Annotated in this window: 7 protein-coding genes; 3 read left to right on the top strand and 4 right to left on the bottom strand. The window is 59.0% G+C overall.

Going from position 1 to position 18,861, the window contains the following annotated elements; all coding sequences use genetic code 11:
• Nucleotides 1–27 precede the first annotated feature (27 nt).
• The 4 genes from ABIB73_RS27770 to ABIB73_RS27755 all read right to left on the bottom strand — a co-directional run bounded on the left by ABIB73_RS27770 (nt 28) and on the right by ABIB73_RS27755 (nt 15,419).
• Nucleotides 28–3,930, bottom strand: coding sequence for a condensation domain-containing protein (locus tag ABIB73_RS27770; RefSeq protein WP_354229145.1), 3,903 nt, complete (start codon nt 3,928–3,930; stop codon nt 28–30).
• Nucleotides 3,931–11,997: a non-ribosomal peptide synthetase/type I polyketide synthase gene (locus tag ABIB73_RS27765; protein WP_354229143.1), complete on the bottom strand. Its 8,067-nt coding sequence runs from the start codon at nt 11,995–11,997 to the stop codon at nt 3,931–3,933.
• Entirely contained in the window at nt 11,994–13,892 is a 1,899-nt protein-coding gene (locus tag ABIB73_RS27760) for a non-ribosomal peptide synthetase (protein WP_354229141.1), read from the bottom strand. Before ABIB73_RS27760 ends, ABIB73_RS27765 begins: the two co-directional genes overlap by 4 nt.
• 384 nt (nt 13,893–14,276) lie before the next feature.
• On the bottom strand, nt 14,277–15,419 hold the full coding sequence (locus tag ABIB73_RS27755) for a methyltransferase, TIGR04325 family (RefSeq protein WP_354229139.1): 1,143 nt from the start codon (nt 15,417–15,419) through the stop codon (nt 14,277–14,279).
• Between the two features lie 48 nt (nt 15,420–15,467).
• Here ABIB73_RS27755 and ABIB73_RS27750 point away from each other — a divergent pair, with 48 nt between their 5' ends.
• The 3 genes from ABIB73_RS27750 (at nt 15,468) to ABIB73_RS27740 (ending at nt 18,689) form a co-directional block, all read left to right on the top strand.
• Nucleotides 15,468–16,391, top strand: a complete 924-nt coding sequence (locus ABIB73_RS27750; RefSeq protein WP_354229137.1) for a cupin-like domain-containing protein — start codon at nt 15,468–15,470, stop codon at nt 16,389–16,391.
• Between the two features lie 61 nt (nt 16,392–16,452).
• A complete protein-coding gene (locus ABIB73_RS27745; RefSeq protein ID WP_354229135.1) occupies nt 16,453–17,367 on the top strand; it encodes a cupin-like domain-containing protein in 915 nt (304 codons plus the stop codon).
• A gap of 509 nt (nt 17,368–17,876) precedes the next feature.
• Entirely contained in the window at nt 17,877–18,689 is an 813-nt protein-coding gene (locus ABIB73_RS27740; protein WP_354229133.1) for a hypothetical protein, read from the top strand.
• Nucleotides 18,690–18,861: the final 172 nt, after the last annotated feature.

The raw sequence follows: 18,861 nt of genomic DNA, 5'->3' as shown, positions 1-18,861 counted from the left end.
TCTCGTGTCGCTGACATATGTTGGAGGTCAGGTTCCATCCGCGAGATATGGAGTTAGCAGCTCGACGAGACGATCGACGTATGGCTTCCTCATGATCGACAAATGGCTACCTGGCACTTGATGCACCAATACACCGTCCCGAGCAATGTTAGTCCAACCCAAGGTTAGATCATCGCCATATTCCGCCGATCGGCCGTCAGCACGAAACAGAAGCAACTCGCCCCGATACGTCTTAGGTACGTAGTTTTTCCCAACTGCCGAGAACATCACGATATTGCTGCGCGCAAATCGCGGCATGGACAGATTGAAAAGGCGGCAAATCTTTTGGCCCATCTTCCATGCAGCAACGCTCGACTTGCTCGTCACAAAGAGGCGGGCGTCAGCCCATATATCTTGAAGCCGTCCCTGGATTAAATTTCGCCCGTACTTTTTGATACGGTCTTTCATGTAGATTTGACGAAATTGCCCAGCCTTTTCGGCAGGCAGATTGCGATAGTAATCCCAATTGCCGGTATCGAAGAGGGCGACCAGACTCACTTGCTCGCCATTTTCGACCAACTGCCTTGATATCTCGAACGCCAAGAGACCGCCGAACGATAAGCCGCAGATTTGGTAAGGTCCATTAGGCTGTACATCCTGCATCTCCCGAAGATACTGCGTAGCCAGCCTCTCAACTGATTCCGGAACTGGGTCGCCTTGCTCCGAAGCGCGCAGACCGTAGACAGGGACTTCACTCGGCAAGGCATCGATCATGTCTCGGTAATCGAGAAGATGCCCACCCCCCGCATGTATGCAGAAGAGCGGCCTCCTATGACCGCCTTCTCTAATCGTGACGACATGAGGGCGGCGGTCTTCTTGCGATGACTGACGAAGCTTTCTCGCCAACAATTCGACCGTTGGGGCAACGATGAGGAGTGAGAGGTCGATCGTAACGCCAAATTCCGCCTGCAACCTGGCAACGAGTTGGGCTGCCAGTAGTGAGTGTCCACCAAGGTCAAAAAAATTGTCGTGTGCCCCGATTTCCGATACCTTGAGTATCTCCTTCCACAGCTCCACGAGCTTGATTTCATCATCGGTTCTCGGTGGAACATAGTGGACAGGCGCCTTCGCTTCCGAGAGCGGCGACGCTCTGAAGTCCCTCCAGATGTCGGGAGTCCCAAGATCCGCCACCGCCCTGTCGGTAGTCGAAGCCATTGCGCGGAGGATGGTCTCATAATAGGCAAGCAACGCCCTGACGGATTCTTTGTCGAAAAGCTCCGCGTTGTACTCGAAATTGACGCGCAGTTCGTTGGGCCGCTCGATCATGGCAAGCTGCAGCTCAAACGGCGTCCCGACACTGAACGTCGGCATCGGAGCTATCGTAAGTCCTGGCAGCGACCTCGCCTGCAGGAACGCGGTCTGATACATGAAATAGAACTGGAAGAAGACGGAGCGCCCGTTCGCCGACTGCACCCGAAGATGGTCGAGCAGCGCCTCGAATGGGAGATCAACTTGATCAAGAGCCTCAAGCGATATCCGTGAGACCTGCCTGAGCACATCACTCAGCGTCGGGTTTCCCGACAGATCAAATCGGAAGGGTATTGGACCGGAGAACGGACCAATGAGGGGCTCGGTCTCGGCTCGACGATTCGCCACCGGCGAGCCAATCACCATCTCCGACTGCCTGGAGCAGCGCTCGATCAGGATGGCAAAGCAGGCCAACGTGACCGTGAACATCGTCACGCCTTCGGATCTGCTCAGCTTCCTCAGGCTCTCCGCCAGCTCGCTTGGCAGAACGAGCGACTCGATGGCGCCATTGGAGGTCATTCTCATGGCCGCAGGCCGGTCGGTCGGAAAGTCTACCGCCCTGATCGGCCCTTGGAGCTGCTTCTGCCAGTAGCTGAGCTGAGCACTCGCCACCGGTGAGCTCAACCAATCCTTTTGCCAGGCCGCGAAGTCAGCAAACTGGATCGGCAGGGGAGCCAGCGCCGGATCGCGGCTCGCGGCAAGCGCGTCGTAGACTGCCCACAGTTCGTCCTGGACGATGCGTTGCGACCAACCGTCCGCAATGATGTGATGGGTGGTAATCAGCAGGACAAAATCGTCGGGCTGAAAGCAAAACAGGGCTGCTCGCAGTAAGGGACTTCCTTCGAGATCAAACGGCTGCCGCGCCTCTGCGAATAGCAACTCCTTGAGCCTCTCGTCGCGATCCGCTTCGGCCAGGTTCGGCAGCGAAACGACGGACAACGAGAATGGACGGGCGGGAGCAATGACCTGGACAAGACGTCCATCCTGCTCGACAAAATTCGTCCGCAGGATCTCATGCCGGTCGATCAGGCTCTGGAAGCTTTGCTCCAGCAAAGCCGGCGACAATGCCCCGGTCACGCGAACCGTCGCGCGCATGTGAAACTTCGGAGACGTCGGGTCGAGCTTGCCAAGGAGCCAGAAGCGTTCCTGGACGACGCTCGCAGGCATCACGTACAGCTCGTCTTCCGCGGCTCCGGAGTTCGTCGCGTTGTCGGAAGGATCTATCGACGGCGCAGGGACACCAGACAGATTGAACTCGGATAGTTTTTGCTGCGGATCGAGGACGATCTGCTGCAGCAGGTCCCGGAAGTTCTCCAGCATCTGCAAGGCGAACTGACGGCTATAGTAGTCCTTGCTGAACTCGATCGACAGCCGCCATCCGCTTTCGCGTTCGACCATGAAGAAGTTCAACCGGTATAGCGCGCCCTGGGAAAACGAAGGGACCGGCGTCACGCGAACCTTCGACGGCCCAAGAAACGGGTCGGCTCCCTCCCCGAACGCACGATAGCAATTGAAGTTGACGTGAACGAACGGCTCGGGGCAGTCGACATCGTCGGCTCCGATGGAGTTGAGCACGTCCTCGAAGGCAACATCCTGGTTGGCAAATATCTCGAAGGTGGTGTCGCGGACACGTGCCGCCAGTTCCTCAAAGCGCGGGTTTCCGGAAATGTCGGTTCGGAAGGCCACATGATTTATGAAGAGACCAACCAAGGACTCAAGCTCGGTCCGGTTGCGTCCAGCGAGCTCCGATCCGACAGCGATATCGGTCCTGCCGGTATAGCGGCAAAGCAGGGCCTTGCAGGCGGCAAACGCGACCGTAAACATGGTACCACCCTGCCGATTGGCCAGAGCGTTGAGTGCATCGGTCAGTGTACGCGGCAGCTCGAGAGCGACAATGTCGCTCGACCGTGTAAGTTCGCTTGGGGGCGTTAGATCCGGTGCCACCTCCAATCGGTTATATCCGGAGAGCTTGGACCGCCAATATGCCAGTTGATCCAAGATCTCTTTCTGCGACCGTTGTTCACGCTGCCAGACAACATAGTCCGGGTAGTGGAGTGCGAGGCTGGGCAATGACGGGGGAAATCCGATAGCCAGGGCGCTGTAGAGTGTGCAGAACTCCGTCAAAATGACCCGGATCGACCAACCATCCGCGATCAGGAGGTGCAACGTAAGCAACAGATAGTATTGTTGCTCTTCGGTGCGGACCAGCCTGACGCGAACAAGCGGCCCGGTGCCGATGTCGAAGCCGCGCGTCGCCTCGTCACGGCAAAGGCCTTCGAGCAGGGATTGGCGCTCCGCGTCGGAAACGCGTCTGAGATCTTCCTGGCCTACTAGCAGTTCGACCGTAGGGGCAATGATTTGAACGGGATCACCGCCGATTTGCGAGAACGTCGCGCGGAGGATCTCGTGGCGAGCCACGACTTCGTTGAAGGCTCTCTCGACCACATCCGAGTCCAATGGACCGTTCAGGCGCCATCTGAATGCGCAGTTATGGGCAGGATCACCGGGCCTTTGCCGGTCGGCCCGCCATATCCGTGCCTGCGCCGCCGAGAGCGGGAACATCAGATTGTACTGATTGGTCCCGATCTCGCGACGGTCGCCAACCTCCCTATTCACATTGGGAAGTTTGATGATTTTCGCCATCTAGTTTGCCTGCCGGACCACCTGTGGCGCCATCCGGAATTTGTGCCGCGAGACGGGTTTGATCGATTGACTGTTCGATTGCGCTTGATCCTGCGACTGATTGGCCAAGTGCTCGAAGATTGCCGAGATGGTGCGAAGCTGCAAAATTTGCCGCGGGGTCACGGCAATGCCCGCCTTGTTTGCGCGCGACGTGATCTGAAAGACATGGAGTGAATCGGCGCCGAGTTCGAAGAGATTGTCGTTGATACCGACACGCTCCAGCCGCAGGATCTCCGCCCAGATTTTTGCCATGGTCTCTTCGTCCGGACTGCGCGGCTCTACATAAGCCATGCTCGCCTGCTGCCTCGACCAGTCCGGAGCTGGAAGAGCTGCGCGGTCCACTTTGCCATTTGGCGTCAAGGGAAACGCCTCGAGCGTCACGTACGCTGCCGGCGCCATGTAGGCCGGCAGGCTTTTCAGAAGATGCTCGCGCAAGGCCGGGACGGGGAGCGCAGAGTCCTTGGCGGCCAGAACGTAGGCAATCAGGCGCTTCTCTCCTGCCACATCCTCGCGGACGGACACGACCGTCTGAGTGACACCGGGATAGCTGCCGAGCACGCTTTCGATCTCGCCGAGTTCGATGCGGAAGCCTCGAAGCTTGATCTGGTTGTCGAGCCGACCGAGAAATTCAAGCGTTCCGTCCTGACGGCGGCGAACGAGATCGCCAGTCCGGTACATCTTTTCGCCTGGCTCCAAGGGATTTAGGACAAACCGCTCCGCGGTCAGATCCGGCCGTTGGTGATATCCGCGCGCCAGTCCCTGGCCCGAGATGTAGAGTTCGCCCGGAACACCGATCGGAACAAGCTGGAGTTCCTGATCCAGCACGAAGAATCTCGTGTTGGCGATCGGATGACCGACCGGCACGGATCCCTCGCCGGATTTCACTTCCAAAGCGGCGGACCAGATCGTCGTTTCAGTCGGGCCATACATGTTCCACACTGACCCGGCTCGCTTCGCGAGTTCGTCGGCAAGCTCGCGCGGGAAGGGCTCGCCACCGCAGAGTACCTTCAGCCCGGGCTCGCCGTTCCAGCCGGCGTCCAGCAATTGCTGCCATGTCACCGGCGTGGCCTGCACCACAGTCGCGCCGACCTCCTTCAGGTACTCAAGCAACTTCACCCCGAATTGAGCCGTTTCGCGGCTGACGATAGCCACCCGGGCGCCTGCGCAGAGCGGAAGGAACAGCTCAAGCCCCGAAATGTCGAATGACAGTGTGGTGACAGCAGCCAGCACGTCGGTTTCGACCAGGCCAGGCTGCACCAGCATCGATTGCAACAGATTGACCACCGCACGATGCGTGATCTCAACGCCTTTCGGCCGGCCGGTCGATCCCGACGTATAAATCACATAGGCCAGATCCTCTCCGCCGGCGAGGCTGTTTAGTCGTGCCGCGTCCGCACGGGCAATCGCTCCCCAATCGCCATCGAGGAGAACGACCTCCGCGTTCCCGAACGACCATGACTTGGTCAGCGCCTTCTGCGACAGCACGACCGACGCGCCCGCGTCTTCCAGGACATAGCGAACACGCTCAGGGGGGAACGTTGGATCGATCGGCACATAGGCGCCGCCGGCCTTCAGCGTCCCCAACAGCCCGATCAGCATTTCCATGCTGCGTTCGACGAACACGCCAACCAGGACGCCCGGCTTCACGCCGAGCTTGCGCAGATGGTTGGCCAACTGGTTCGCACGGCAGTCCAGCTCGGAATATGTGAGCTGGGTCGATCCGAAAATCGCCGCGACCGCGTTTGGCGTCTTGCTTGCCTGGTCCTCGAACAGCGCATGAACGGTCAGACCGTCCTCCCGCTTAACACGCGTGTCATTCCAACCATCGAGGATCTGTCGCTTGTCGGCGTCTGACAGCAAGGGCAGCATCGAGATCGGGCGTGACGCTTCCGTAGCCATCCCCTCCAGCAGCACCTTGTAGTGATCCAGCCAGCGCGCGATCGTTGCTCCGTCGAACAGACCGGTATTATAGTCGCAGTCAAGCGTGAGGCCGTCGTTCGATTCGACGATGTTGAGGAAGATGTCGAAGTTGACGAAGCTCTTCGGATTTGGATCGATCTCTGCCCGCAGCCCTTCGAAGGCGGTCGAACCACCCAACCTTTCCAGATTGAACTGAATCTCGGTCAGCGGCAGCCTGCTTGGATCGCGCTGGATAGCCAGCTTCCGAACCAGCCTTCCATACGTGTAATTCTGGTTATCGTATCCGGCGAGGACCGTCTGCTTCATCTGGGCAAGCAACTCGGCCGCAGTCGGATTTCCGGTCAAGCGGCCGCGCAGAGGGATGAAATTGACGCAATGTCCGACCAGAACGGCGCCCTCCACCAACGACTGCCCCGCCGTCGGCACGCCGATGACGATGTCGGATTGGCCGCTCAGACGAGCGAGCAGGGATTGAAAGCCGGCAAGCATCGTGACGAACAGCGTGCACTTGTGGCTTGCGCCGAACTTCTTGAGCCGGCCGTAGAGCTGCGGGCCGATCCTGGTCCGATACGTTGCCCCATCGAACTCTCTGATCGCCGGCCTGGGACGATCGGTGGGAAGGTGCAGTAGCGATACGGGCTCGCGGAATTGTTCAAGCCAGTACTGCTCGACCTTGCGCCCTTCGGCGCTGTCGACGAACTTGGCCTGCGAATTCGCGTAGTCTGCGAACGCCATCGCGGTCGGCGGACTCCATTTCGCGCCCCCACTGATTGCGTTGTAGGCCTGCGACAATTCGTCGACCAGGACGTTGATCGACCAACCGTCGCAAACGATGTGATGCGCGGTAAAGACGAGGACGTGATGATCCGCCGACATCTTGACCAGTTGTGCGCGAGCCATCGGCCCCTTGGTCACAGAGAACGGCGTGCATGAATCGTCTTTGACGATTCGGGCAAATTGCTGCTCTCTTTCCGTTGCCTGCGACTGCGTCAGGTCGATGGTCGGCACATCCAGCTTCAGCTCGGCAACAAATGTCTGCCGATGATGATCGCTGTCGCAGACGGCGCGCAGCGCCTGATGGCGCGACACGATGCGATCAAGCGCTTCTCTGAGAGCCGATACGTTAAGACTCCCGTGCAAGTGCAGGGAGATGGATTCGTTGAAACAGCAGGATGCTTCTTCGCCGAGTTGGTCAGACAGCCAGACTTCAAGCTGTGGCTCCGTGAGCGGGGCTTCGCCGGCTTCCGATCCCGCGGCCGGGACCAGCGGTACCGCATCCTGTTCGAAGAAACCCGCCTGCCGCATCTCGACCGCGCTCTCTCTGAAAGCTCGAACGATCTTCTCCAGATCGGCCTCGCTGTGGGAGGTCGTCAGGAAGCACGGGAAACCTTCGCGAATGTGAATGCCTTTATCACGCAAGTAGAAATAGAACAGGCTCGCGAAGCGTTCGGTTGCCGGGAAGCCAAAGTAGAAGAGGCTGCCAAAGCTTTCGATGCGGGTCGGAATGCCTTCCTGACTGGCGATCTCGTTGAGCGTGCGGACCAGGTTCGTCGTCCGCTCGTTGAGCTGCATCTGCAGGGCCGGCCCCTGCTCCCTTAGATTTTGGAGCACGGCCTTCATTGCCGCCACCACCAACGGGTGACGAACGAACGTTCCAGCAAAAAAGGTCACGCCGACCTCGGGGAACGACTCATCTCCGAACTGCCACATGCCTCCGTCAAGCGCGTCCATGAAGCGCGCCTTGCCGGCAAGAACACCCGCGGGCATGCCGCCGGCAAGCACTTTTCCATAGGTCGCAAGATCGGCTCGAATGCCAAACAGCGCCTGACACCCGCCCTGATGGACCCGGAATCCAGTAACGACCTCGTCGAAGATGAGCGCGGCACCGGAATCTTCGGTGATCTTGCGAAGCTCCCTCAGAAATTCAACCGGCTGAAGCGAAGGATGCCGGCTTTGAACCGGCTCCACCATGACGGCGGCGAGATCGCCCGCATTTTGACGGATCCAAGCGAGCGACTGCGGCGTGCCATAGTCGAGCACGACCACATTGGAGACGCTCTGCCGTGGAATACCCGGGGCGATCGGCACGGATTGCGGCTCTCCAGCCCTGTTGATGAAACCCTTCGCAAGGACTTCATCGAACATGCCGTGGTAGTCACCCGAGAACATGACGATCTTGTTGCGCCCTGTCACGGTCCGCGAGGCCCGCATGGCGGCAAGCACGGCCTCGGAGCCTGTATTGCAGAATGCCATGCGCTCGTTGCCGGTCATCTCGCAGAACATCTCTGCGACCTCACCCGCGAGCGGCGTCTGCGGACCGATTTCGAAACCCTTCTGAAGCTGCGCTTCGATCGCCTTCGTGACAAACTCCGGCCGGTGGCCAAGCATGATCTGCCCGAAGCCATTGACCAGATCAATGTACTCATTGCCGTCGATATCCCAGATCCGGGAGCCCTCGGAGCGGTCAGTGACAATCGAGTAGACTATCTCCTTCCACTGCTGACGGAAGCCCGAGACGACACGGGGATCGGCCAGCGCTTTGCGGTGCGCCTGGGTGAAGGTCTTGGACTTGGCCGTACGTCGGGTGACGCGGTCTACCAGGACGTTGAGGTGCTCGCGCTGCCGGTCGGTCAGGTCGTGGGAGACGCCCGCTTGTGGCGGCTTGTAGGGGCCGAACGACTTGCCCGCAGCCAGCTGCGCTTCGACACCCCCTGCGACTTTCGAGATATCCTTGTCGAACGCCGGTCGCGTTTGCACGGCCTGCGGCACGCTCACGGCTACGGGTGTAACCGACGTCGCCGCAACGGAGGCCTGCGGCCGAACGGAATTGAGCGTTTCCAGTTGCTTGGCAATCAGCAAATTCATGGCCTGAAGCTGATCACGCATGACCCGTTCTATCGGGCTATCGGACCCGGCCCCAGCCCCACTGAACACACCGGGCACCAGTAGTGCGGTCGTCATCTCTATCGGATATGTTGTCTGGATGGTCGATATCTGAGGCGTTTTCTCCGCCTGCGGCACGCCCGTAGCGACAGGCTCGGCAAAAGCATCGGGCGGGAGGTTGCTCGCAAGATATTCAGTGAGGTCTCGCAGACAGCCTACGTCATTGAGAAGCTGCCTGAACGTGATCTTGACGCCGAACCTCTCCTGCAAGGCCTGCGCTGCCTGGGTCAGAAACAGAGAATCGAATCCGAGCTCCAGAAACGAAGTCGAACTGTCCGTGGCAGACAGATCGGCGCCCGACAGATCAGCGAACATTTCGATCAGAGCTGCTTCAATCTTTGTCGTACGACCTGCGGCCGACATTGGAACTGGTGCTACGGCGATATTCACGGGTTCGTTTCCCTGATTGAATTGGCCTTGGATTCCGGGGATTTCTGGCGTCGTTGCCGTTGCAGGCGGAGGCGCAGCCGTTGCCTGCTCATGCACGGGCGGAGTTTCCAACCAATAGCGCTTGCGTTCGAATGGGTAGGTCGGCAGCGAAACGCGCTGGCGGCGTTCCGCCTTGTAGAGCGATGGCCAGTCGGGCTGCGCACCCGCGAGCCAAAGTGCTCCGAGAGCGGACATCAGCGCTTTGGAATCGCCTTCACCCGAGAACCCGTCGGACAGCGAGGAGACGACGATCTGACTGGAGGAAGATGCGGAATGCTGTCGGGCGAGCATCGCTAACACATTGCCGGGGCCGACCTCCAGGAGCACAGCGTCCAAGTTCTTGCGGAGTTCCCGGACCGCCTCCGAGAAGCGAACCGGCTCCCGCGCATGCCTTGCCCAGTATTCGGGATCGCAGGCCTCCTCAGCGCCCATCCATGTGCCGGTCACACCCGACACATAGGGAATCTTCGGTGCATTCAACTTCACTTTCGAGAAGGCGCTGGCGAGCGGCTCGATCAGCGGATCCATCATCGACGAGTGGAATGCGTGTGAAGTAACGAGACGGCGGCATGCAATTCCAGCCTCGTTCAGCTCCTTCTCGAATTCCGCAAGGGGCTCCAATGCTCCGGCAACGACGCATAACGAAGGCGAATTGATTGCCGCCAGCGATAGTGGCTCGCGCAAGCGCTCACGGACTTCCGCCTCCGACAGACGGACCGACAACATGCCACCCGCAGGAATCTCTTGCATCATCCGGCCACGCAGGGCGACGAGGGCGAGGGCATCCTCTAGCGAGATCACGTCCGCAAGGCAGGCAGCAACGAACTCTCCAACGCTGTGCCCCGCCATGGCTTTGGGCCGGATACCCCAGCTCATCCAGAGCTGTGCCAGAGCATACTCGATGGTGAATATGGCAGGCTGCGCGTTGACCGTCTCCGTAACAGACCGTTTCGCCTCATCTCCGGCATCTGCCGCCGGATAGAGCAATGTGCGGATGTCGACGCCAAGGTGTGGCCGCAGGATCTGCGCACAACAATCGACCGCCTCGCGGAACACCTTCTCCCCGTCGTAGATTTCGCGAGCCATGTTCGGATGCTGCGAACCCTGCCCCGGGAACAGGAAGTAGACGTCCGGAACAGCATCCGGCTTCGCGCGCGCCTGCGGCTGCCTTTTCTGCGAAAGGAGGTTGGCGGCTTCCGCTGTAGATCCGGCGACGATCGTCCGGCGATAGTCGAACCTCTTACGCCCAGCCTGAAGGGTCCAGGCTATATCAGCCAGGCTGAGCTCCGGATGCGACTCTAGATGCGCGGCAAGATTGCTGGCCGCCTGTTCGAGCGCTGCGGGCGAGCGCGCTGACAGGGGAAGAAGATGATTTGACCGGGGAGATTCCGAGGAACGAGCGGCGGGCGCCTGCTCGATGATCACATGCGCGTTGGTTCCGCCAACTCCAAACGAGCTGATCCCGGCCCGCCGGGGTCCTTCGGCTTTCCATTCCGATCTCTCCACACTGACCCGAAACGGGCTGTTCGCGAAATCGAACTTTGGATTCGGCTTCCTGAAATGAAGCGTTGGCGGGAACACGCCGTCACGCACAATGTTCGTTGCGTTGATCAGACCGGTTACGCCAGCGGCTACATCCAGATGCCCGACATTGGTCTTCGCCGTTCCGATCGTGCAGAATTGCTGGCGATCCGTGTGTGCCCTGAACGCCTGGGTCAACCCCGCCAATTCGATCGGGTCGCCGAGCGGCGTAGCGGTGCCGTGGGCCTCAATGTAGCCAATGGTGTCCGGGGCGACGCCGGCGGCCTCGTGCGCCATCGCGATAGCGCTGGCCTGCCCCTCCACGCTCGGCGCCGTGTAACCGACCTTGGCGGAGCCGTCATTGTTGACGGCGAAGCCGCGAATGACCGCATGGATCTGATCGCCATCGCGTACCGCATCGTCCAGACGCTTGAGCAGCACGACGCCCAGTCCGCTGCCGAATACGGTACCTTGAGCGTCAGCGTCGAAAGCGCGACAGTGACCATCGGGCGACGCCATGCCGCCCTCCTGATAGAGATAGCCACGCTTCTGCGGAAGTGTGATCGAGACTCCGCCAGCCAGCGCCATATCGGTCTGATAGGTCAGGAGCGACTGACAGGCCTGAGTGACCGCAAGCAAGGATGTCGAGCATGCCGACAGCATAGTGAAGCTCGGACCACGCAGATTCAGCTTATAGGAAACCCGCGTCGATAGAAAATCGAGGCTGTTTCCCATCATCTCGGCGTAGTTCGAGACCTGGTAGCCCGAGGTAAACTTTTCAATGAAGCCTGGCGTCGTGCAAAGCCGCGTCAGGAAATACGACCAGACGCTGGAGCCGGCATATACAGCTATCTGGCCCGGATATGTATCCGGAACGTAGCCGGCGTCTTCCAAGGTCTGCCAGCAGCACTCGAGAAACAGCCTCTGCTGCGGATCCATCACTTCCGCTTCGCGTGGATAGATGCCGAAGAACTCGGCATCGAACATGTCTACATCGTCAACGATCGAGCGTGCCTTCACATAACGCGGATCGCTTGCGATTTTCTCACGATTTGCGATTTCCAGCTCGTCGACGCGAAATTTGGAAATCGATTCGATGCCTTCCAGCTGATTGCGCCAGAATTCAGCAACGTTGCGAGCGCCGGGGAACCGGCCCGCCATGCCGATGATCGCAACTCCCTCAAGGACCTCAGACTCAACTTCCCGATCACTCATAACACACTGCCGGTTCGACGCGCACGCTGCCGGGCGAAAGCCGCCCGCTGTCGTCGCGCGCGTTCCTGCGCGTCGACGACGGATTGTTCCGATGACGCTTGCCCGCTCAGATGCTCGGCCAGAGACTTGATCGTGGTGAACTCGAACAAGGCGGTAATCGGGATCGTGATCTGCAACGCCTTCTCAAGGCTTGCATGAACGCTCACCAGCAGAAGCGAATTGCCGCCGAGGTCGAAAAAATTGTTGAGGATCCCGAACTTATCGATACCGAGGCTCTGGCGCCAGATATCGAAGATGGCGCTCTCCAGATCGGTGGTCGCGCCGTCGGTCGCAGCGACCGCTTGATCCGGAACGCCGAGCGAAACCAGTGCGGATCGATCGACCTTTCCATTGGGCGTCAACGGAAGGGTCTCCAGCCGAACGAAGAGAGCTGGGATCACGAATTCCGGCAGCTTAGTTGCGAGGAATTCCCGCAAGTCGCGGTCACTCAATGCACCATCGCGAGAAACGTAATACGCAGCAAGACGTCTGGATCCTTGCTGGCCGGGAAGCGCCACGACGCAGCTCTGGGCAACCCGGTCATGCTCATCCAGAGCAGACTCGATTTCTCCCGGTTCGATACGGTGGCCGTTGATCTTCACCTGCCCGTCCGCCCGCCCGAGGAACTCGACGATCCCGTCGGGCCGCCAGCGCGCAAGGTCGCCCGTGCGGTACATGCGGGCGTCGTCCTCTCCCACGGCAAACGGGTTCAGAAGGAACTTTTGGCCGGTCGTTTCGGCAGCATTGAGATAGCCGCGCGCCAGACCATCGCCCGCTGCAAACAGCTCTCCCACTGAGCCTGGCGGCACCGGCCGCAGTTCCTCGTCGAGGATGTACGCTTGAGTGTTTGAGATTGGGCGACCGATTGGCACCGGCTCCGGCACCGGTTCTCCGGCACGCATCACATAGCAGCATGTGAATGTCGTATTCTCGGTCGGCCCGTATCCGTTGATTACCCGGCACTTCGGAAGCTTCTCAAGCGCCCGCCGGACGTGCCGAGGCGACAACACGTCGCCGCCCGCAAGAAACTGCCGAAGCGAACCGAGACTCTCGAGCTCTTCTTCGACGACGAGGTTGAACAGTCCCGCGGTAAGCCACAGGGTGGTGACCTTGTGCTCCCGGATCACGCGTATCAGCTCTTTCAGCGAAGTCGGCGCAGGCGGCATAACAACCAAGCGCCCGCCATTGAGCAGCGCTCCCCAGATCTCCAGCGTCGACGCATCGAACGAGATGGGCGCGAAGTGCAGGAAGGTCTCTTCCGGGCCGAAGTTGCAGAAATTCGTATTGCGAACCAGACGAATGATGGCCCGATTTTCGACCATCACTCCCTTGGGACGCCCCGTGGAACCCGACGTGTACATCACGTAAGCTAGGGCGTTGGGCCCGCCCAATGATTCGGTATTTCCGATATCGATCCCTGAAAACCTGGAGTTGTCCAGAACCACACAGGTTCCGTCATAACCTGACAGAACAGTCGAGGCGAGCGACGGTTGGGTGACCATGACCGTCGTTCGCGTGTCGTGGAGCAGGAAATCGATACGGTCTTTCGGATAGTCGGGATCGAAGGGAACGTAGGCGCCGCCCGCCTTCAACACCGCGACGAGCGCAACGATCAATTCGACCGAGCGCTCGAGGCAGCACCCCACCAGCGTTTCCGGACCAACGCCCGCTGCGCGCAGTCGATGAGCCAGTTGGTTGGCGCGAGAATTCAGTTCGGCGTATGTGAGCCGCCTGCTTCCGATCTCCAGGGCAATCGAGTTCGGAGATGAAGCAACGACTTCTTCGAAAAGCTGGGCAACGGTGCGGTCACGAGGGTACTCTGTACGGGGACCGTTCCATGCGCGAACCTGCTCCACGAGAGCAGACGCGGAATTCCCAGATCGATTCAGAACCTGCGATCCAACTGAATCCAACGACACAAGTCAGGCCCTTTTCAAACTGAGCGGGCAGTATTTTTAAGCGCTGGGCAGCAATCGGAAGCCACCCGAAATCCAGCCAAGTATGTCTCAATATTATAAGCAATTTATCTTGCTGTCAGCCCATTTAACGGGGCCGATCAAACACTTGCAACACCTGGTTAATTCATAGGCCGGCCAACCCTGCCTGCTCGTCGCCCCCGGAGAACAGTTAACTCGCAAATACCTTAGTAACTTGACCTGCGCCGCAGGTTCAATTGCGCCATGGTTCCCTATCGTGCGGACTGCGCCGGGAGCTCTCCGGGGCCGCTTCGGGCGCCTCGCTTACCGGCCCCCCATCATTTCGGAAAGGCGAAAATAGAAGCCCCTATAGGTCCCGTCGCAGTCAGGAAAAAGCGGGACCCGCGTTCTGCGTTCGTGAACAGGCCAACTTGCGATGAGCTCATAACCCAGCTCACCCATAGCCGAGCAAAACTTGTCGACGCTGTGAAGCTTGCACGGATTGACCCAAAGCCCACCGTCGTGAACGGCAACGATATCGTCGAGGTTCGAGAACGGGCTTCGGTTGACGATAACATGTTTAGGAAGCCGTTCGAGACGCGCGAGCAGCGCCGCCAACGTGGGTTCGAAAAAATGGATGGCCCCCGCCACAATGAACAAATCCGCGCCCGAAGCCGAGGAAAACTGGTCCGAGAATCTGAGGCGTTCCTCGTCTCTGCTCCTTGCGAATTCGAGCATCGCGTCGCGCTTGAACGGGAGATCGTGAACAGTCCAAGCGAGGTCACGCGAGAAATGCAGATGGCGGTCAAGCTGAAAGAAGAGATTGCCGACGCTTCCGCCGAGATCGAAGACCGACCGCAATTCGGATGCGATGGGCGCCAGAAAGAAGAGCACGGGATAGTCGCTTTCCCGCGTCACCTGCGCAAACTCGGCGTGGAGGCTCAGCTGTTTCGGATGGTCATGGGATGCCGGGACGTATCGCGCCGCACATGCACTTGCTGCCTCGATGCTCGGGAACGTCCCATGAAAGGCAAGCAACCGCTCCAGCGCCGGCCTGATCACGCGGCTGCGGCGCGCGCGCATGATCAGCCCAGCGCCCCGTCGCGACCTGCCAAACAGGGTGAGGAGACGGGCAAAACCGCGTATTTGCACGACCCGCATCGACCGGATCGCGTTCCGCCAGTGGCCGAATTTCACAAAGTCTCCACCCATACGACCGGCCTCAGGGGAGGTTCCGGAACGGAAACCCTCAAATCGACCCAGAAGACGCACAGGAATCCATTTCCTATCGAGTGAAATAAATTTCATTATTAAAAAACGCGACATCGACGACGTACCATACCCGCCGGCCAGCTGGGATGCCATGGCCGCTGCATTCACCATTTCGACATTTCTGACCATTGAAACATCTTGCGACAAGCACTGGAGACGGGCATTATTATCTTTAATATTTTCAAGGTTAATCAACTAATTGAATTTCTTGCGTGCGCAAGCGAGATCAAAGGATGTCGCGTAATGTCACAGATTTCAGCTCCGCTGATCGAACTCGATTGGAAAAACTTTCAACCGTGGAAGGTGACCGCTGTTCGGCACCGTCTCTCCGATCACGACTTGCTTCAACCAGATCAATTGATCGAGCTGAGCAAGCGTCTGGAGGAACGAGGACGAGTCCGCACGCACGCCAGCAGCGCCACCGCAGACACGCCGTTCAATGCGGCGCCGGAGATACATCCAAATAGCTCCTCGGCGGCAGACACGCTCAAGCGCATTCGGGACGCAAAGGCCTGGCTGTCGCTCCTCAACGTGCAGACGGATGCGACTTATCGTGAGCTCGTTGACCAAGTACTGGACAGCGTCCGACCGTTGGTCGAAGCCAAAGATCCGAACATGAGCTATCGCGGCGGCTGGATCTTCGTCACGTCTCCCAACACCGTCACGCCGTTCCATATCGACAAGGAACACAATTTCATCCTTCAGATCCAGGGCCGCAAGACCATCTATGTTTGGGACCCGGATGACGAGGTCGTTGTCAGCCAGAAGGCGCGAGATCTCTTCCATGCCCGCCACGACCGGGATCTGATCGTCTGGAAGGAAGAGTTTCGCAAGCGTGCTCATCGCTTCGAGGTTGGCCCGGGTGACGGCGCGTATATGCCTTCTACGGCGCCACACCTCGTTGAGGTCGGGGACGAACCTTCCATCACCATGAGCTTCACTTATTACACGGACAGCACTCGCCGCCAGAGCATGCTGCATTATGCCCGAGGCCATCTCGCCGACCGCGGAATCGCATTGCCAAACGTGGGCGACTCGCAGTTGCTGGACCAGTTGGTCTACATGGGCGCGACACCGGTGCGGGCGACCTTGCGTGCAGCGCGCCGGCTGGCTGGACGGCCCGTCGCCGCCGAAAGGGCCAGATACGCGCACCACAAGTTTTCATAAGCCATCGACTCGGCGCCGAGCCGAGCGCGCTGAGTGCGTCTGTTGATACAGGAATACACAAATGGCGTTGACTGGTAGTCTGGACATCGGAAGGCTCGAGCTCCGTCCCAATTCTGTCGAGCGATCGTTCAATCGCGAGCCGTTTGGTTTCGATCATAATCTAAGCCAGCTCGACATGTTTGAGCTTGGGTCACTTGCGAGCCTCGCGGATAAGCAGTACGGCCCTGGTCACGAGAGTGATTTTTTCCTGGCATCGAGCGCGACCGCGCCCGATGAGAGATTCCGGGCCGTGAAGTCGGTTAATTTGAGTTTGACCGACGCATTCTGCAGCTTGAATAAGCACTCGATCCGAATTCTGCTGAAACGGCCTGAGGATCACGATCCGCGCTTCCGCAAGCTGCGCGACGACTTAATGGAGCAGATCCTCGATAGGTCACCGGAGCTCCGAAACGATCGCATATTGCGGCTGGAGTCGGCGATTTTCATCACATCTGCCGCAACGCTAACTCCGTTTCATTTCGATCCATCCGCCGTGTTCTTCTGTCAGATCATGGGCAAGAAGACATATCATCTCTATTCTCCCACCACGCTCACTGAGCCCGAACTGGAGCAGTTCTACTTCCGCGGCATGGTCGACATCGCCCAGGTCGAGCTCACCAAGCGTGATCCGAAGGAGGAGCATGTATTTCAGCTGTCGGCCGGAACCGGATTGCACCAGCCACAGAACGCGCCTCACTGGGTAGAAACCCAGGGCGACATCTCAGTCTCTTATTCGTTTTTCTTCGAGACCCTGACGGCACGCAAGACGAACCGTATTCGGGGTTTCAATCACTATCTGCGAATGGCCGGCGCACAGCCGCAGCCTCCGGGATTGCAACCTGGCATCGATGCATTGAAGGCCGAGGCGATGAATGTGTGGATTCCATGCCGCAAGACATTGTCGTATGTTAGGTCGGCGACAATGGGCAGATCGTGATCTCTTTTGCCAAGCCCGACGGTGTTGGCGCGATTCAGGCTCCTCATTTTTGAGAGAACGACGCGCAGCAGACTTAGCTATGCCGCGCCGGATTCTAGCCGCACAGATCTAACATAGCCCCGCCCCAAGGGCGGCCGAGCCGCTTCACCAGGGGTAAGTATCGATCGAAGCAGATGCCCAAGCTCAATTGGCGTTCCGTGGCATTGACATTGGTACTGGCTGTCGTCGCTGTCGAGGCGGGAGCGACAACGATCTGTCGACTTTTGGCAGCCTATCCGCAGGCCAGTCGCTACTTGTGGAGTCCGCAACTCGAACAAGTACGCGCGAACTGGAATAGCAGTTCCTCAATGTTGGACCCCGATATTGGGGGGCTTCATACGCCGGAGACTATCCTAGGCAATGTCACACCTTGCGGCTCTGCGTACGGGGATTCTTTCACGTCCGGTTTCGAGAGCGAGGACGGCGAGGGCTGGGTCGAACGCCTGTCACTCACCCTAGGATGTCGTATAGTGAACTATTCCGTAGGCGGCTACGGCATCGATCAGGCATATCGACGTCTCGAACGAATTCACGACGGCTCTCGATTCGTGCTACTCGGGCTCGATCCCAACGGGATTATGGACGTCGTCAGCCAGTATGATGGATGGCTCGGCGGGGACCAGGTGCCATTCGCACTCAAAGGCCGCTTCGTGATCACTCCTTCCGGGCGCCTGAACTGGATTGGCCCGCCGCGCCTTGATGCAGACGGGTTTGTTGCCTTGAACCAAGCGCCTTCGGGCTCGCTGCCAGAGTCCTATTTTCTGCCTGGCACGCAGGATGGGGCCGTTATATCGCGCTTTCCCTACACTCTGACGCTTGCGCGGGTCGCGCTCATGCCAAGCATACGCGCTTTTTTGGCTGGGCATACGGAGTGGAGCGCGTTGTATCACGCAGATCATTCGTCCGGCGCTCTGCAATTGATGGTCGCCATTTCGGAAGCGTTCGCACGGCTTGCGCGAGCGCGCGATCAACGCCCACTCATCGTCATACTTCCGGTCTCCGGCAGCTTTCGGGAGAACACAACCTTCGACCAATTCGAATACGTAGCTCTCGTCAACGAGCTACGGAGGAGGAACATCGAGGTGCTGGATGTCGGCCCTGCAATGGCCGCTGCAAGCGGTGGCCGCTTGGCTTGCGGTTACTTTACGCGGCAAGACACGGGCTTTGCCGCATGGCTTCGCTCGCCCGTGCCATGTGGTGGTCACTATAGCGGTCGTGCCCATGCTCTGGTGGCGCAACTTGTGAAAGCTGAATTGCTGCGCCGGAAAATGCTCGTACGTTGAAGCTGAAGAGACCGGTCAAGTTTGTCACATGTTACCCACAACGGACCTCGGGGCGCGCGATAACGCTGCACTTATACGGGCTAGGCGAAGCGACAGCATTCATTATACTGCATCAAAATCCGCCATGCGTGCTTTACTCAAGGGCGCCAGAACGGTATTTTCTCGGGAAGCT

Origin of the sequence: Bradyrhizobium sp. F1.4.3 (assembly GCF_040548375.1) — a bacterium.
Taxonomy (GTDB): Bacteria; Pseudomonadota; Alphaproteobacteria; order Rhizobiales; family Xanthobacteraceae; genus Bradyrhizobium.
Note: the sequence above shows the minus strand (reverse complement) of the source record. Positions and strands in the feature narration are given on the sequence as shown.